At 72.9% G+C, this 17,877-nt stretch carries 9 protein-coding genes; 7 read left to right on the forward strand and 2 right to left on the reverse strand.

Annotation, left to right across the window (positions count from 1 at the left end; genetic code table 11):
* Window positions 1-37: 37 nt before the first annotated feature.
* The gene (locus JOE35_RS03965; protein ID WP_209559959.1) at window positions 38-2,200 is read right to left on the reverse strand and encodes an aldo/keto reductase; all 2,163 of its coding nucleotides are present in this window, start codon (window positions 2,198-2,200) and stop codon (window positions 38-40) included.
* 75 nt (window positions 2,201-2,275) lie between these two features.
* Between JOE35_RS03965 and JOE35_RS03970 the strand changes: the two genes are divergently transcribed.
* Window positions 2,276-3,265 (forward strand): LacI family DNA-binding transcriptional regulator, encoded by a 990-nt coding sequence (locus JOE35_RS03970; RefSeq protein WP_209559960.1) that lies wholly within the window; start codon window positions 2,276-2,278, stop codon window positions 3,263-3,265.
* A 130-nt stretch (window positions 3,266-3,395) separates the two neighbouring features.
* Here JOE35_RS03970 and JOE35_RS03975 read toward each other — a convergent pair whose 3' ends face one another.
* Window positions 3,396-8,570, reverse strand: coding sequence for a glycoside hydrolase family 3 N-terminal domain-containing protein (locus JOE35_RS03975; RefSeq protein WP_209559961.1), 5,175 nt, complete (start codon window positions 8,568-8,570; stop codon window positions 3,396-3,398).
* Window positions 8,571-9,010: 440 nt separating this feature from the next.
* Between JOE35_RS03975 and JOE35_RS03980 the strand changes: the two genes are divergently transcribed.
* The 6 genes from JOE35_RS03980 (at window position 9,011) to yicI (ending at window position 17,863) form a co-directional block, all read left to right on the forward strand.
* Window positions 9,011-10,027 (forward strand): LacI family DNA-binding transcriptional regulator, encoded by a 1,017-nt coding sequence (locus tag JOE35_RS03980; RefSeq protein ID WP_209559962.1) that lies wholly within the window; start codon window positions 9,011-9,013, stop codon window positions 10,025-10,027.
* A gap of 158 nt (window positions 10,028-10,185) precedes the next feature.
* Window positions 10,186-12,261: a beta-galactosidase gene (locus tag JOE35_RS03985; RefSeq protein ID WP_209559963.1), complete on the forward strand. Its 2,076-nt coding sequence runs from the start codon at window positions 10,186-10,188 to the stop codon at window positions 12,259-12,261.
* Between the two features lie 105 nt (window positions 12,262-12,366).
* A complete protein-coding gene (locus JOE35_RS03990; protein WP_209559964.1) occupies window positions 12,367-13,662 on the forward strand; it encodes an ABC transporter substrate-binding protein in 1,296 nt (431 codons plus the stop codon).
* A complete protein-coding gene (locus JOE35_RS03995; RefSeq protein ID WP_245186046.1) occupies window positions 13,655-14,629 on the forward strand; it encodes a carbohydrate ABC transporter permease in 975 nt (324 codons plus the stop codon). The genes JOE35_RS03990 and JOE35_RS03995 overlap by 8 nt, the downstream gene beginning before the upstream one ends.
* Window positions 14,626-15,549, forward strand: a complete 924-nt coding sequence (locus JOE35_RS16025) for a carbohydrate ABC transporter permease (RefSeq protein WP_209559965.1) — start codon at window positions 14,626-14,628, stop codon at window positions 15,547-15,549. Before JOE35_RS03995 ends, JOE35_RS16025 begins: the two co-directional genes overlap by 4 nt.
* A 94-nt stretch (window positions 15,550-15,643) precedes the next feature.
* On the forward strand, window positions 15,644-17,863 hold the full coding sequence (gene yicI / locus JOE35_RS04005) for an alpha-xylosidase (RefSeq protein ID WP_209559966.1): 2,220 nt from the start codon (window positions 15,644-15,646) through the stop codon (window positions 17,861-17,863).
* The last annotated feature ends 14 nt before the right edge of the window (window positions 17,864-17,877 follow it).

A 17,877-nucleotide genomic window follows, 5' to 3' on the forward strand; every position in this document is an offset into this window, starting at 1 on the left:
TCCTGAATGAGGAGAGCGCGAACAGGGCGCGGGCGGGTTAGCGGAGGTCGAGCCAGGCGACCTGCTCGTCCGACAGGGAGACGCTGAGGCCGCGCATCGACGACCGCGCCTCCGAGATGGTGCGCGGCCCGAACAGCGGGAACGTCGGGAACGGCTGGTGCAGCACGAACGCCAGCGCGATCGCCGTCGCGGCGACCCCGTGCTCGGCTCCCAGCTGCTCCGCACGGCGCAGACGCTCGAAGTTGTCGTCGCTGTAGTAGCAACGCACGAGTTCGGCGTCGGTGAGGTCGTCAGGTCGGGCCCGGCCCGTGAAGAAGCCGCGGGCCTGTGACGACCAGGGCAGCAGCGGGATCTGGCGCTGCTCGAGCCACTTCTTCGACTCGGGGTCGGTCACGTGCTCGCACCCGGCCCACGGCACGTCGTAGGCCTCGGCCAGCCCGAAGTGGTTCGACAGCACCGAGAACTCGGCCCGGCCGTTGGCGCGGGCGTACTCGTTCGCCTCGTCGACGCGGGCGGGGGTCCAGTTCGAGCCGCCGTAGACGCGGATGCGTCCGGCCCGGCGGTGCTCGTCGAGCACGTCGACGAACTCGCCCACGGGCACGTCGGTGTTGTCCCTGTGCATCATGTAGATGTCGGCGTGGTCGGTGCCCTGGCGGTCGAGGCTCTCGAGCAGCTGGCGGGTCAGCGACTCGGGGTCGCAGTGCGGCGTGTGCGCGCCCTTGGTGATGACGACGACGTCGTCGCGGATGCCGCGGTTGGCGATCCACCGGCCGAGCCGCGCCTCCATCTCGCCGTCGCCGTACAGCCAGCCGGTGTCGAACGTGTTGCCGCCCTGGCTGACGAAGTGGTCGAAGATCGAGGAGGCGTGCGCCAGGTCCTGCTGGTTGTCGACTCCCATCACCAGTCGCGACACCTTCTTGCCGACCCCGGCGATCTCGCCGTAGACCATGGGGGCGTCGGGGGAGACGGCGAGCGGGCGGCCGGTGACGGTGGGGATGTCGACGTCCTCGCGCTCGAACGGGTAGCGCAGGTCGATCGCGGCACGCCACTGGTCGAGCACGCGGGCGGTGCCGACGCTGTCGTCGAGGCTGATCTCTGGGGCCTCGCCGGTGCCGTCGCGCAGGGCGGCGATCGTCGCGGCGGCCTCGAGCCCGTACGGCTGTGCCCCAGGGAACGACAGGGTGCGGGTCTCGCCGTCGACCGTGCGGACGGTCAGCTGCGCGTCGTCGCCGAACCACGGGTCGGTGAGCAGGATGCTGCCGCGCGAACCGGTGATGGTGGCCGAGTTGGCGTCGTCGACGCGCACGCCGCAGCGGACGGCGGCGGTCACGCCGTCGCCGAAGTCGAGCTGGGCCAGGGTCCACTCGTCGACGCCCGTCGGGCCGAGCGTGCCCTTGGCCGTCACGGCGAGGGGCTCGGCGAACGCACGACCGCGTGCCGCCCCGACGACGGCCCGGGCCAGCGAGACGGGGTAGCCGCCCACGTCGAGGATCCCTCCGCCGGCCGTGTCGACGTCGAACAGGCGGCCCTCACGGGTGGCTGCGGCGAACGAGAAGGCGGCGTCGACGTGCACGAGCTCGCCGATCGCGCCGTCGCGGACGAGCTCGAGCAGCGCCCGCGTCTGCGGGTGGAACCGGTACATGACGGCCTCGACGAGCGTCGCGCCCGCCTGGCGTGCCTCGTCGGCCACCGCCATGGTCGTGCCGGCGTTCGGCGTCAGCGGCTTCTCGCAGAGCACGGCCTTGCCGGCCGCGACGGCGTCGAGCACGAGGCGCGCGTGGGTCGTGTGCACGGTCGCGACGTAGACGGCGTCGATCGTGGGGTCGGCGAGGATCTCGGCGTAGGTCCCGGTGCGGACGGTCGCGCCCGCGGCGGCGGCGCCGGTGCCGGCGGCGGTGCCGGTGCTGGCGTCGTCGGTGCCCGTCGTGCCCCCGGCGGGCGCTGCGCCCTGCTCGACGGCGAAGGCGGCGAGCTCGGCGGCCCGCCCCGCGTCCGTGCTGCCCACGGCGGCGAGCACCCCGCCCGACGACGGCAGCTGCGAGACGAACTTCCGGGCGATGGAGCCGGCGCCGAGCACGGCCCAGCGGGCGGCCGCGCCGGGCTCGGCCAGACGGTCGGACACCGAGGACGCAGGTGCCGAGGAGGTGCCAGGTGTCGAGGAGGCGGCGGTCGCGTCGGCGGGAGTGGTCAGGGGAGACATCGGTGTCCTTCACTGGTCTGGCGAGCGACCGTGAACGTTCACGGCCAGGGTCGACGCTACCAGTAACCTCAGGGGGTGACGACTGCCGACCCCCGCCTCCCTCGCCCTGCCACGATCCTCGACGTGGCCAGGGTCGCCGGGGTCTCGCGCCAGACCGTGACCCGTTCGCTCAACGGCCTGCCCGACGTGAGCGCCGCGACCCGCGAGCGCGTCGTGCAGGCGGCCCGCGACCTGAACTACCGGCCGAACCGTGCGGCGCAGGGCCTGGTCAGGGGCCGGCAGATGACGGTCGGGCTCGTGCTCGACGACCTCCGCAACCCGTACTACCCGGAGGTCGCGTCGGAGTTCAGCCGGGCCGCGACCGCACGCGGCTGGGGAGTCCTGCTGTGCGACCTCGGGCACGACGCCTCCGTCGCTCGGGAGAGCCTCGCGTCCCTGGTGCCGCGCGTCGACGTGCTGGTCTCGCTGATGCCGCTCGGCGACCTGCGCGAGCAGGTCGCGGGCGTCCCGACCGTGGAGGTCGACACCGATCCCGACGGAGGCGCCCAGGGCGTCATCGAGATCGAGACGCGGTCGGCCGTCCGCAGCGCCCTCGACCACCTCAGGGCGGCGGGCCGCAGCCGGGTCGCGATGATCGACTCCGGCGTGGAGGGCTCCGGCCGGGCCCTCGCCTACCGCGAGTACCTCGCGGAGCACGGCATGGCGTGGAGCCCCGCCTCAGAGGTGCGCGTCGAGCAGACGCACGCCGACGGGGTACGGGCGGTCTCGGAGTTGCTCAGCACCTACCCGGACGCCGACGCCCTGCTCGCCTTCAACGACGTGCTCGCGATCGGGGCGCTCAAGGGCCTCGCCCGCCTCGGTGTCTCCGTGCCGGACGACGTGGCCGTGGTCGGCATGGACGGCCTCGACCTCGGCTCCCTCGTCACCCCGGAGCTGACCACGCTCTCGATCGACAAGGCCGAGCTGGCCCGCGTCGCCGTCGAGGTCGTGGCCGACATGCTCGCCGGTGCCGAGCCGCCGCGACGCCGAGTCGTGCGCACGCTGCTCCTCCGCGAGTCCGCGTAGCCCTCCTCGCCTCTCGCCCCCTCGCCACCCTCGGGCGCTCCGTGGGCGATGAACCGCGAACCGAACCATGAACCGCGACAAAACGCGGTTCATGGTTCGGTTCGCGGTTCGAGGAGACGCTGCGGCCCGGCTACTCCTCGCCGAGGAGGCGGCGGCGGCGCAGCGTCAGCCACGCGCCGACCGCGATGAGCAGGAACGCCGTGCCGGCGATGCCGACCCACGCGTCCGAGCCGGTGAAGGCGAGGCCGTCCCGGCCCGCCACGGCGACCGCGCCGCCCGCACCCGAGCCCGGCGCGCTGGCACCCGGCGCACCCGCACCCGGAGTGCCCGCACCCGGAGTGCCTCCGCCAGGCGTACCAGGCGTGCCCGGGTCGCCCGGGTCGTCCGGCCCCGCCGCGGCGAGCACCGTCAGCGTCGCCCTGGCGAGTTGCGCGCCGCCCTCGAGCTCGACGACGTGCGCCCCCGGCTCGAGGTCGGCAGGCACGACGAACCGCAGCACGCCGACCCCGGCGGCAGTCGCGGTCGTGTAGCCGATCGACTGAGGCTCGGAGAAGACGGTCCCGGCGAGCTCCTCGCCCGCGACGAACCCGGTCGCGGTGATCGACACCGTGTCGCCCGGCCGTGCCGTGGCCGGCGAGAGCGTGCCCGGCACGACCGACTTCGTCGGCTCGACGACTCCGAGGTCGACGCCCAGCACCGTCGCGAGGCGGGCGAGCGCCACGTCGGGCAGCCCGCGCTGCAGCGCGTTCTCCGCCTCCGCGGTGAGGGCCGCCGAGCCGGCCGCGGCCGTGCCGTCGACCATCGCGTCCTGCGCGAGGTCGCGGGCGACGGACACCAGGTCGTCGGCCGCGGTCATCGCGTCGAGGTCCGTGCCCGAGAACGGTCCGACCGCCTCCAGCAGCAACCGGAGGAGGCGCGCGACGGCGGCCGCATCGGCACCGGCCTCGCCGCCCGCCGCGGTCCCGTCCGCGCCCCAGACGTCCCCGTCCAGCACGCCCTGCACTCCGTCGCGAGCCGCGCCCACGGGCAGCGACGCGACCAGCGCCTCCAGCCGGTCGCGCGCGCCGTCGGTGCGCAGGCCCCAGCCGTACGGGTACAGCGGCGTGTAGTCGGCGTCGCCGACGTTGATCGGCACCTGGTCGGCGCTGGCCGCCCAGGTCACGGGCAGGCGGCCGGCGAAGGGCCGGTCGCCGAAGAGCACGTCGGCCACGCCGGCGCCCTCGGAGCCCGGCAGCGACGACGCGACCACCGCGTCGGCGAGCCCGACGACGTCGCCGAGCAGCTGCGGCCGGCCCGACACGACGAGCACGACGCACGACGAGGTCGCGGCGCAGACCTTCTCGACGACGGCCTGGTCGGCCGGCGTGAGCGACAGGCTCGAGCCGTTGTTGCCGACGTCGCCCTGTCCCTCCGCGTAGGGCCGTTCGCCGACGACCACGACGCCGGTCTGGTCGGCACGGATCGGCTCGGTGGCGCCCGGGCTCACCGTGACGGTCGCACCGGGCGCGACCTCGCGGATGCCCTCGGCGATGCTCGTGCCGGTCGTCGTGTCGCCCGACCCGCCCTGCCAGCTGATCGTCCAGCCGCCCATCTGGCGACCGAGGTCGTCTGCGGTGGAGCCTGCCACGTAGAGGTCGGCGTCCGCTGCCAGCGGCAGGGCGCCTCCTTCGTTCTTCAGCAGCACCTGTGACTCGGCCGCGGCCTGACGGGCCACCGCCCTGTTCGCCGCGCTGCCGACGCCGTCGACGTTGGTGCGGTCGGCGAAGGGCTGCTCGAACAGGTTCAGGTCGAACTTCTGGGTGAGGATCCTCCGCACGGCGTCGTCGACCCGCGACTGCGACACGGTGCCCGACCCGACGGCCGCGACGATGCTGTCGATGAACGCGCCGTAGTTGTAGGGCGCCATCGCCATGTCGAGCCCGGCGTTCACCGAGCGGACGGCCTTGTCGGCGTAGCTGCCGCCCGGGAGCTTGTCGATGCCCTCCCAGTCGCTGATGAGGAACCCCTGGAACCCCAGGTCGCCCTTCAGCAGGTCGTTGTTGAGGGCGGCGTTCTCGTGCATCCGCACGGGCCCGTCGCCGAGGTCGACCGCCGAGTACGACGGCATGATCGTGCCGACGCCGGCCTCGAGGGCAGGCAGGTACGGGTCGACGTGCAGCCGGGTGAAGTCCTCGAGCGACTCGGCCTCGGTGATTCCCTGGTCGATCGGGTACGCGCCGGTGCCGACGACGGACTCGTCGTACGTGGTGCCTCCGTCGCCGGCCCAGTGCTTGGCGGTGGCCAGGACCTCGTCGGCCCCGCCGATGTCGGTCGGGTCGTCGCCCTGCAGGCCGATCACCGAGGGGGCGGCGAAGGTGCGGACCAGGTCGGGGTCCTCGCCGAACGACTCGTAGCTGCGGCCCCAGCGCTCGTCACGCGAGACGCAGAGGCAGGGAGCGAAGGTCCACGGCACGCCGGTCGCGCGCACCTCCTGCGCCGTGACGCGGGCGATCTGCTCGACGAGGGCCGGGTCGCGGGTCGCGCCGAGGCCGGTGTTGTGCGGGAAGATCGTCGCCCCGACCACGTTGCTGTGGCCGTGCACGGCGTCGACGCCGTAGATCATCGGGATCTGCAGGCGGGTCGAGAGGGCCTCGCGCTGGTAGCCGTCGACCATGTCGGCCCAGGCGACCGCGGTGTTGCCCTGCGGCACCGAGCCGCCGCCGCTCAGCAGCGAGCCGAGCGCGCGTCCGCTGATGTCGCTCGGCGACGACAGCCCGAGGCGCTCGGCCTGGGCCATCTGGCCGACCTTCTCCTCGATTGTCATCCGCCCGAGCAGGTCGGCGACGCGCTCCGCGGTCGGCAGCGACGCGTCGAGGTAGGGCAGGTCGTGCGCCCCGATCACGATGCGCGGGCCCTCGCCGACCTTCGCCGTGGTCGACGCGAGCGTCAGCTGCAGCTCCTTCGACTCGGCCGGCCCCGAGGAGGCGCGGGTCGTCACGCTGATCGTCTGCACCGTCCCCGAGGGCGAGCCGGCCGGGAACGTCGCCGTGCCCGAGGCCGCGTCGTAGTCGACGCCCTCGACCGCGCTGCCGTCGGCGGTCGCCCAGTCGACGACGACGTCGGAGGCGAGGGGCTCGTCGCCCGCGGTCGAGAGGGTGAGCGGCACCTCGGCGGTGTCGCCCGCGTCGACGAGCCAGACGTCCTGCGTCGAGTCGACCGTCACCGAGGCGGCGGTCGCCGGCGTCCCCCAGATCTGCGTGTCGTCGATCGCCCAGCCGACCGCCGCCGGGGTGCCGGGGGCGAAGGTGATCGAGTAGCCGAACGCGCTCGTCAGGTCGAGGGTGCCGTTCTTCGTCGCGTCGTCGCCGGGCTGGTAGCCCGACGGCGTGAACGACGAGAAGGGCAGCTCGACGAGCTTCCAGCGGCTGGTGCTGCTGCCCCAGTTGTCCTTGAAGGTGGCGGCCCACAGCTCGCTTGTCTCGGCGGTGTCGCCGCCGCCCGCGGGGTCGCCGTCCTTGATCTCGACCTTGAGGTCGGCGCCGGCTGTGGGCGAGGCGGGGTTGTTCGCCTGCGACGCGTACCACCAGAAGCGCAGGCCCTGGTAGCTCGACCAGTCCTGCGAGTCGGCCAGGTCGTGGCTGAGCCCGCCGTAGCCGCCCTCGGGGATCGAGTACGCGCCGCTCAGCACGTGGTTGTCGGCGACGCCGCCGCGCTCCTGGGTCGTGACCTCGCGGCTGATGGTCGGCTCGAGCGGCGCGGGGGAGCCCCACGTGAAGAAGCCGACGGGGTCGGCCCCGGTGGTGAGCTCCACGTCGCCCTCGAAGTCCTCGATCATCGTCGCGCGGTCGAACACGGCGACGTCGTCGAACAGCCAGGTGCCCGCGCCGAGGGCCGTCAGGGTGACGGCGAAGCCGGTCGAGGCGGAGGGGTCGAAGCGGGCGTCGCTGGTCGGGGCCGTCTTCGAGCGGAGGTCGGCGAACAGCACGCTGACCTGCTTCCACTCGGTGCTGTCGTCGATCACGGTCTGCTCGAAGAGGGCGTCGTTGCCGTTCTTCAGCTCGTACCGCAGGGGCAGGCCGGTGGCGTTCCCCTTGAACCAGAACGAGAAGCCGTCGTGGTCGCTCCAGTCGGTGGCCGCGGTGTCGTGCGCGAAGCCGAACCAGTCGGCCTGCGTGGCCGGGCCGCCGACGACGGCGCTCAGCACCTTCGCGCCCGCGCCCGACGAGTCCGCGCGATCCGCCGCGACGGTGCTGAGGGCCGGCGTCACGGTCGCGTTCGCGCCCCAGGGGAAGTACCCGGCGGGCACGTCGCCCTCGAAGTCGTCGATCACCGTCGTGGCCCCTGCGTTCGGCACCGCGCCGGTCGGCGTGACGGTGACGGCCAGCGTCGACCGCGCCCCGAGCGTCACGGGCTCGCTCGGCTCGGACAGCGTCAGCGTGAAGGCCCGACGGGGGCTGAGGCCGCCCGTCGACAGGGTCGTGACCTCGACGGAGGCGGTGGTCTCGCCGGGCGCGAAGGTCACCTCCTGGTCGACGGCCTCGAAGTCGGTGCCGGCGACGGCGGTGCCGTCGGTCGACCGGACGCGCGCGGTGACCGGCTCGGTGCTCGTGCCCGTCAGGCTGAGCCCGACGGCGAGGGGCTGACCGGCGGCGACCGTGGCGGTCGACCGGTCGAGCGTGACCGCTCGGGTCTGCGACTCCCCGAACACCTGCAGGCCGAAGGCCGAGTAGCCGTACCAGTGCTGGCGCGGCAGGTCCCAGGTCGCGGCGGCGCGCTGCAGCATGCTCAGCCGGACGTAGCGGGCCTCGACGGGTGCGTCGGTCGTGCCGACCGCTTCCTCGTCTCGCGCGCCGTCGCTCGCGACGGTCTTCGCGACGGTCCAGCTCGCCTCGAGGGCAGGATCGCCCTGCGTGGTCTCGATCCGGTAGCTGGAGGCGTACGACGACTCCCAGTCGATGCCGATCGAGTCGACGCGGGCGACTCCGCCGAGGTCGACGGTGACCGACGCGGTGAAGGGGACGTCCTCGTCGGGCCCGTTGCCGCTGGCCCAGCGCGTGGTCGCGTCGCCGTCGATCAGGGCGTCCGCCGGGAAGGTGCCGTCCTTGTCCGACTGCGTCGCCGAGGCCACCACCGTGCCGTAGCGCGCGAGGTCGATCGGCGCGGCCGAGGCGGCGACGGCGGGCAGGCCGCTCAGCAGCAGGGCCGAGACGGCGGTCAGCGCGGCGGGACCGAGCAGGCCGCGGCCGCGGTGCCGGGTGCCGGGCGCGCGCTGCGAGGCCGAGCCGGGGGTGCGAGGTGAACGAGTGCGGACAGGGCGGACGGCCACGATTACTCCCTTGTAATCACGAGCTGACGCGAGACGGGTCGCGTGACCACGTCGTCGTGGCCACGAGCTGTCGCGAGGCAGGACCGCCCTCGTCGGCCCCGCGAACGGGGGCCAGGGGCGGATCGGCTCATCGTATTCACACAGGTGGCGCAGAGGCAAGGGGCCCGGCTTCGCTCTCGCCGTGCGCCCCCTCGGGCGCTCCGTGGGCGATGAACCGCGAACCGAACCATGAACCGCGACAAAACGCGGTTCATGGTTCGGAACACGGTTCAGGGCGGCGGCACCGAGGGCGCGCCACCGGGGACGCGGTCGGCTGCGCGGCCTTGCGTGAACGTTCACGGTGACTTAGTCTCAGGTCCGACAGGGCAGTCGAAGCGCTTCGCTCAGGCGCACCGCACGACACCGCACCGCACGCACGACGACTCGACGAGGAGGCCGAGATGACGACGATCCACGACGTGGCGAAGGCCGCCGGCGTCTCGATCAGCACCGTCTCGTACGCGCTCAGCGGCAAGCGGTCCATCCGGGCCGACACCCGCCTCCGGATCGACGCCGCCGTCCGCGACCTCGGCTACCGCGCCAACGCGGGCGCCCGGATGCTGGCCGGCACGCGGACGAACATCCTCGCCCTCAGCGCCCCGATGCACGCCGAGACGCACCCGCCCGCGTTCATGTCGTTCGTCGTGGCCATCGCCACGGCGGCGCGGCGTCACGACTACGACATCCTGCTGCTGACCGAGGCCGATCCGCTCGAGGGCCTGCGTCGGGTGGCGTCGAGCCAGCTGGTCGACGGCGTGGTGCTGATGGACGTCGACACCGACGACGCCCGCCTGCCGCTGCTCCGCGAACTCGACCTGCCCGCGACGGTCGTCGGCGTGCCCCGTGACACGACCGGGCTCGTCTGCGTCGACTTCGACTTCGAGGAGGCGGCGCGCACGTCGGTCCGTCGGCTCGCCGACCAGGGGCACCGGTCGATCGGCATGGTCGGCCACGCCGCCGCGCTCTACGAGCACGGCTCGAACTTCGCGCCCCGCTTCCGTGACGCCTTCGTCGCCGCGATCGAGGCCGATCCCCGCGGGCTCCGCGGCGTGGTCGCTCACGCCCCGGCGCCCGGCGATCCGCGCGGCGCGGTCGAGGTGCTGCAGGAGGCGCTGCCCGACCTGACCGCGCTCGTCCTGAACTGCAACGAGGGCGCCCACCGCGCCGTGCTCCGGTCGCTCGCCGACCTCGGTCTGCGCGTCCCCGAGGACGTCTCCGTCGTCTCGGCCTGCTCGAGCTTCGACACGAGCGAGTTCGTCCCGGCGCTCGACGTCGTGCCGCTGCCCGCCGAGGAGTCGGGCCGCCGCGCGGTCGAGCTCACGATGGCCCAGCTCGACAGGCGGTCGACGGATCAGGTGCAGCTGATCGCGCCGACCTGGATCGCCGGACGCTCGACGGCGGAGGTCGTCGTCTCCTGACTCCTCGACGCACCTGACAGTCGACGGGCCATCGTCGAAGCGCTTCGACTCCGACGACCCGCCCGCACCGACCACGACCCACCAGCCAGCCAGCACCACAACGACCCGCCGCCCACCACCACGACCCGCCGCACCCACCCACCACCGAGAGGCCCCCGATGCCGACGCTGACGTCCCGCTCCCGCGACCTGCCCGAGCCCCGCACCTTCCCCTGGATCACCGACGGCCTCGCCCTCGGCGGCGACTGGTCGCCCGAGCAGTGGCCCGAGGAGCTCTGGGCCGACGACGTCGCCCTCATGCAGCGCGCCGGGGTGAACAGCATCAACCTCGCCGTCTTCTCGTGGGGCCTGCTCGAGGTCGCCGACGGCGAGTTCGACTTCGGCTGGCTCGACCGGGCGATGGACCTGCTCGCCGACGCCGGCATCGGCGTGAACCTCGCGACGCCGACCGCGGCGCCGCCGATCTGGCTGTTCCGGGCGCACCCCGAGATCGGCCTCGTCACCGACCGCGGCGTGCGGGTCTCGCAGGGCGGGCGGCTCGGCTGGTCGCCGAGCTCGGCGGTGTTCCGCCGCTACGCGCTGCGGCTCGTCGAGACCATGGCCGCGCGCTACGCCGACCACCCGGCCCTCCGCCTCTGGCACGTGAGCAACGAGCTCGGCAACGAGAACTCGCACTGCTTCAGCGACGAGACCTCCGCCGCCTTCGCGACCTGGCTGGAGGCGCGGCACGGCACGGTCGAGGCGCTGAACGAGCACTGGGGCTCGGCCTTCTGGGGCCACCGGTACACGTCGTTCGACCAGGTCGAGGCACCCCGTTTCACCGGCACGAGCCACAACCCCGGCCTGCTCCTCGACTTCGAGCGCTTCAGCAGCGACGCCCTGCTCGGCCACTACCTGGCCGAGCGCGAGGTGCTGCGGCGCGTGACGCCCGACGTGCCGATCACGACGAACTTCATGATCCAGAACCACCCGGGCGTGCACGACTACTCCGGCTGGGCGCGCGAGGTCGACCTCGTCGCCAACGACCACTACACGATCGGCGTCGACCCCGAGCGCTGGGGCGAGCTGGCCTTCAGCGCAGACCGCACGCGCGGCATGTCGCAGGGCGAGCCCTGGCTGCTGATCGAGCACTCGACCTCGGCCGTCAACTGGCAGCCGCGCAACCGCGCCAAGTCGCCCGGCGAGCTCGCGCGCAACAGCCTGGCCCACGTCGCGCGCGGGGCCGACGGCACCCTGTTCTTCCAGTGGCGCCAGTCGACCGCGGGCAGCGAGCAGCACCACTCGTCCGTCGTCCCGCACGCCGGTGCCGACAGCCGCGTCTACCGAGAGGTGGAGGCGCTCGGCGCGACCCTGCGCCGCATCGGCGCCGTGCGCGGGTCGACCGTCGAGCAGGCCCGCGTCGCGATCCTCTTCGACGAGATCAGCCCGAACGCGCTCCGCTCGGGCAACAACCCCAGCGTCGACCTCAGGGCCCTCGACCAGCCGCTCGCGTTCCACCGGGCGCTTACGCGCAGGGGCGTGGCCGTCGACGTGGTCGCGCCGACGAGCGACCTCTCGGGCTACGACCTCGTCGTCGTGGCGACGCTCTACCTGTGCCCAGAGGAGGCGGTGGCCGGCCTCGAGCAGGTCGTCGCCCGAGGCGGCACCGTCGTCGTCACCCCGTTCTCCGGCATCGTCGACCGGCACAACCGCGTGGTCGAGGGCGGCTACCCCGGCGTGCTGCGTGAGCTGCTCGGCGTGCGCTCGGAGGAGTTCTACCCGCTGCTCGAGGGCGTCGAGGTCGAGCTGTCCGACGGCCGCCTCGGCACCGTCTGGAGCGAGCTCGCCGAGCCCCGCGCCTGGGCCGGCGCCGCAGACGACGCGGCCGCCACGGTGACGAGCACCTACGCCACCGGTCAGCTCGCCGGGCACCCGGCGACCTTCCGCCGCGACGCCCCGGGAGGCGGTGCCGCGCTCTACCTCACCACCCACCTCGACGACGCCTCGCTCGCCGCCCTCGTCGACGACCTCGTCGCCGAGCAGGGGATCGCGCCCACCGCGGCCGGCGACGACGGCCTCGAGAGGGTGCGCCGCACCTCCTCGACCGGGTCGTGGCTCTTCGCGATCAACCACGGCGACGTCGACCAGCAGGTCGAGGCGACCGGGGTCGACCTCGTGTCGGGCGAGCGGGCCGACGGCTCGTTCACCGTGCCCGCCGGCGCGGTCGCCGTGATCGAGGAGTCCCTGACCCGCTGACCCGGTCCGGGCCGGGCCGGGACGGCACCGGCAACCGCGCCGCAGCAGCACACGAAGCACCGCACCAGCACCAGCACCGCTCAACCCGCGTCGAAGGAGATGCCGATGAGACACCCGAAGACCGCGAGGGCCGCCGCCCTCGCGACCCTGTTGATCGGGGGAGCCGCGCTGAGCGGCTGCTCCGCCGTGGGCGGCGACGACGTCGTCCGCCTCGAGTACTGGGGCTGGGGGGTGGGCCAGAGCGAGCAGGTCGCCCTCTGGAACGCCGCGAACCCCGATGTCCAGGTGCGGCACACCGACGCAGGAGGCGGCACGGACTCGGCCGCGAAGCTCCTGACCTCGAGCCGGGCCGGCAACGCCCCCGACGTGGCGCTCGCCGAGTACACGACGATCCCGTCGCTGGTGATCGCCGACGTGCCGCGCGACATCACCGACCTCGTGGCCGACGTCGACGACGCCTTCACCGAGGGCACCTGGGCCCAGACGACCTTCGGCGGCCAGGTCTACGCGCTGCCGCAGGACGCCGGGCCGATGGTGCTCACGTACCGCGCCGACCTGCTCGCCGAGACGGGCCAGGCCGTGCCGACGACGTGGCAGGAGTTCGGCGACGTCGCCCGTGCCGTGCACGAGCAGCGCCCCGACACCGTGCTGGCGGCGGTCCCCGCCGGCGAGCTCGGCTTCTGGGCCGGCGTCTCGGCCCAGGCCGGCGCCGACTGGTGGTCGGTCGACGAGGACGGCTGGACCGTCGGCATCGCCGACGAGCGGATGCTCGAGGTGGCCGACTTCTTCGAGCAGCTCGCCGCCGACGGCTCGATCGACACCGACCCGGTGCTGTCGCCCGAGTACAACAAGCGCGTCAACGACGGCACGATCGGCGGCTGGGCCGCGGGCATCTGGGCGCCGAGCGTGCTCGGCGGCGTCGCCCCCGACACCTCCGGCTCGTGGGAGATCACACCGCTGCCCGAGTGGACGCCCGGCGACGCCGCGGTGCCGTTCCAGGGCGGATCGGCGTTGATCGTCACGAAGGACAGCGAGCACCCCGAGGAGGCGGCGGCGTTCGCCAAGTGGATGAACGCCAGCACCGAGGGCAACCAGTCGTTGCTCGACGTGCGCGGCGTCTACCCCGCGTCGATCGAGGGGCAGGAGCTCGCGATCGGCAACGCCCCGCCCTCGCTGATGCCGCAGCAGACCGACTTCTACGACGTGGCCGCCGAGGTCTCGGAGGACGTCCTCCCCACCACGTGGGGCCCGAACGTCGCGCTCGCGACGACCACGCTCACCGACGAGCTCAACGCGGCGATCGCGGCCGGCACCCCGTGGCGCGACGCCTTCGTCGCGACCCAGGCCGTCGTCGTGGCCGACATGGAGGATGTGGGATACCAGGTGACCACGAATGGCTGACACCGCGCTGCGCCCCGAGATGACGCACCCCGTGACCGCGAGCCCGGCCCCGCGCCCGGCACGCGGCCGTCGCCGGGGCCCGCTGGCTCCCTACCTGTTCGTCGCGCCGGCCGTCGTGCTGTTCGTGGTGTTCATGTTGATCCCGCTCGGCTACACGATCTGGTCGAGCCTCCGGGCCTACCGGATCGAGGAGGGCGCCTCCGTGCTCGGCGTCCGCGTCGACCGCTTCGTCGGCCTCGACAACTACGTCGCCGTGCTGCAGGACGCCGAGCTGCTCGCCAGCTTCGGCCGGCTCGGCATCTACGGCGTGATCGCCGTGCCGCTGACGCTCGGGCTCGCGCTGCTCTTCGCGCTGCTGCTCGACGTCCCCGCCGTCCGGGCCAAGCGCTTCGCGCGCACGGCGATCTTCATCCCCTACGCCGTGCCCGGCATCACCGCGGCGCTGCTCTGGGGCTTCATGTACCTGCCGAGCACGAGCCCGTTCTCGTACGTGACCAACGCCCTCGGCTGGGGCCCGATCCCGTTCCTCGAGGCCGGCGGCCTGTTCGGGTCGCTCGCCAACATCGCCATCTGGGGCGGCGTCGGCTTCAACATGATCATCATCTACACGTCGCTCCGCGGCATCCCGGCCGAGATCTACGAGTCGGCCCGCCTCGACGGCGCGAGCGAGTTCCAGGTCGCCCTGCGCATCAAGGTGCCGCTCGTCGTGCCCGCGCTCGTCCTCACCGGCGTCTTCGCGCTGATCGGCACGCTGCAGCTGTACGGCGAGCCGAACACCCTCCGTCCCCTGACCACCGAGATCACGCAGAGCTGGGCCCCGCTGATGACCATCTACCGCGACGCGTTCCTGACCGACGACCTCCCGTCGGCAGCCGCCTCCTCGACCATCCTCGCTCTCGGGACGGTCGCCCTCTCGGCGATCGTGCTCGGCGTCGCGAACCGCCGCCGCAAGGAGGGCGTCTCGTGACCGCCCTCGACACGCGCCCCGGTGCGGGCTCCCGACGAGGAGGCGCGGACCGCGACCGCAGGACGCCCCGCCCCGGCGCCGCGCGTGCCTCGCGCGTGGGGAAGCTGCTGCCCACGATCGTGCTGCTGATCGGCGCGTTCTACTGCCTCGTGCCGGTCGGCTGGGTGTTCATCGCCTCGTCGAAGTCGCCGGGCGAGCTGTTCACGTCGTTCTCGTTCGCCCCCGGCACCGGCTTGCTCGGCAACCTCGGCGACCTGTTCGCCTACGAGGGCGGCCAGTACGGGCTGTGGGCCGCGAACTCGCTGCTCTACGCGGGTGTCGGCGGCGTGCTCTCGACGCTCGTCTCGACGATGGCGGGCTACGCCCTGGCCAAGTTCGCGTTCCGCGGGCGGAACCTGATCTTCTTCATGATCCTCGCGGGCGTGCTGATCCCGGGCATCACCCTGGCGATCCCGCAGTACATCCTGCTCAGCGAGATCGGGCTGGCGGGCGGGCCGATCTCGGTGCTGCTGCCGATCATCATCAGCCCGTTCGGCATCTACCTCTCGCGGGTGTTCGCGCAGTCGGCGGTGCCGCAGGAGATCCTCGAGGCGTCGCGCATCGACGGCGCGGGCGAGTGGCGGATCTTCCGGCACATCGTGCTGCCGATCATGGTGCCCGGCATGGTGACCGTGTTCCTGCTGCAGTTCGTCGGCATCTGGAACAACTTCCTGCTGCCGTTCGTGATGCTCAGCGACCAGGCCGACTACCCGCTCACCGTCGGCCTCTACACGCTGCTGTCGAAGGGCTCCGGCGCGCCCGCGCTGTACTCGCTCGCCATCACCGGGGCAGCCGTGTCGATCATCCCGCTCACGCTGCTCGTGCTGTTCCTGCAGCGCTTCTGGCGGCTCGACCTGATCTCGGGAGGGCTGAAGGGCTGATGACCGAGCCGAACCGCACCTCCTCGGCCGTCAGCTCGCCGGCCACCACCTCCTCGACCCCCGCGTCCCGCGCGCGCCCGGAAGGCAGCACCGCATGAAGTTCACCGACGGCTACTGGGAGATCCTGCCCGGCGTCACCGCCCTCTACGCCCAGGAGGCGCACGACGTCTGGGAGCAGGACGGCGGCCTGGTCGCCTACGCCCCGACGAGGCGCATCGCGGGGCGCGGCGACACGCTCAACCGGCCGATGCTCACCGTGTCGCTGTCGTCGCCGGCCGAGGGCGTCATCCGCGTCCGCATCGACCACCACCAGGGCACGCGCGGCCGCGGCGGCTTCGACCTGCCGGGCGACGACGGCTCGCGGGTCGGCGAGGTGAGCGTCGTCGACGGCGTCGGCACGCTCACCTCGGGGGCGCTCACCGCGACCGTCTCCGAGGGCGCGCCCTGGTCGCTCGAGTTCAGCTCGGGCGGTGAACGGCTGACGGGCTCGGGGCACCGCTCCGTCGGGTACGTGACCGACGCCTCCGGCCGGTCGTTCGTGCACGAGCAGCTCGACCTGGGCGTCGGCGAGCACGTCTACGGGCTGGGGGAGCGCTTCGGACCGCTCGTCAAGAACGGCCAGACGGTCGAGATCTGGAACGCCGACGGCGGCACGTCGAGCGAGCAGTCGTACAAGAACGTGCCCTTCTACCTGACGAACAAGGGCTACGGGGTGCTCGTCGACGACCCCGGCGCGGTCTCGTTCGAGGTCGGCACCGAGTCGGTCGAGCGCGTGCAGTTCTCGGTCGAGGGCGAGTCGCTCGAGTACCTCGTGATCGCCGGCCCCACGGGCAAGGACGTGCTCGAGCGCTACACGGCGCTCGCCGGCCGCCCAGCCCTCGTCCCGGCCTGGAGCTACGGCCTGTGGCTGACGACGAGCTTCACGACCAGCTACGACGAGGCCACGGTGACCTCGTTCATCGACGGGTTCGCCGAGCGCGACCTGCCGCTGTCGGCGTTCCACTTCGACTCGTTCTGGATGCGCGAGTTCCAGTGGACCGACTTCGTCTGGGACGACCGGGCGTTCCCCGACCCCGACGCGATGCTCGCCCGCCTGCACGACAGGGGCCTGCACACCTGCGTCTGGATCAACCCCTACATCGCGCAGCGCTCGCGGCTCTTCGCCGAGGGCGCGGCGGCCGGGTACCTGGTGAAGAAGGCGAACGGCGACGTCTGGCAGTGGGACATGTGGCAGGCCGGCATGGCGCTGGTCGACTTCACGAACCCGGAGGCGGTGGCCTGGTACCAGGGCCACCTGCGGCAGCTGACCGCGCAGGGCGTCGACTCGTTCAAGACCGACTTCGGCGAGCGGATCCCCACCGACGTGGTGTGGCACGACGGCAGCCACCCGGAGGCGATGCACAACCTCTACGCGCAGCTCTACAACCGCGCGGTGCACGAGGTGCTCGTCGACGAGCGGGGCGAGCGCGACGCGGTCGTGTTCGCCCGCTCGGCGACAGTCGGCGGCCAGACGATGCCCGTGCACTGGGGCGGCGACAACTCGTCGAGCCACGTGTCGATGGCCGAGACGCTGCGCGGCGGCCTGTCGCTGTCGATGGGCGGCTTCGGCTTCTGGGCGCACGACATGGGCGGCTTCGAGGGGCTGCCCGACGCGGGCGTCTTCAAGCGCTGGCTCGCGTTCGGCCTGCTCTCGTCGCACTCGCGCCTGCACGGCTCGAGCTCGTACCGGGTGCCGTGGCTGTTCGACGACGAGGCCGTCGACGTCACGCGGTCGTTCACGAAGCTCAAGCTGTCGCTGATGCCGTACCTGTTCCAGGCGGGCGTCGAGGCCCATGAGAGGGGCATCCCGGTGATGCGGCCGATGGTGCTCGAGTTCGACCGCGACCGCGCCGTGGTGCACGTCGACACGCAGTACATGCTCGGCCCCGACCTGCTCGTCGCGCCTGTCTTCTCGGCCGACGGCAGCGTCGAGGTGTACCTGCCGCACGGCCGTTGGACGAGCTGGTTCACCGGCGAGGTCGTCGAGGGCGGGTCGTGGCGCACCGAGCGGCACGGCTTCGACACCCTGCCGCTGTACGTCCGCGAGGGCGCCGTCGTGCCCGTCGGCGCCCGGGACGACCGACCCGACTACGACTACCTCGACGGGCTCACGCTGCACGTGTTCCCTGGCCCCGACGGCGTGCGCGAGGTCACGGTGACCGACCAGGCGACGGCGTCGCCGACCGTCTTCCGCGTCGAGCGACGAGGAGGCGCGGTGGAGGTGACCGGGCCGGAGGGCGCGACCCTGCCTGCGGTCGTGGTGCGCGCCTCCTAGGCTCGCTCGCCCTG

The organism is Frigoribacterium sp. PvP032 (assembly GCF_017833035.1).
In the GTDB taxonomy this organism is placed as follows: domain Bacteria; phylum Actinomycetota; class Actinomycetes; order Actinomycetales; family Microbacteriaceae; genus Frigoribacterium.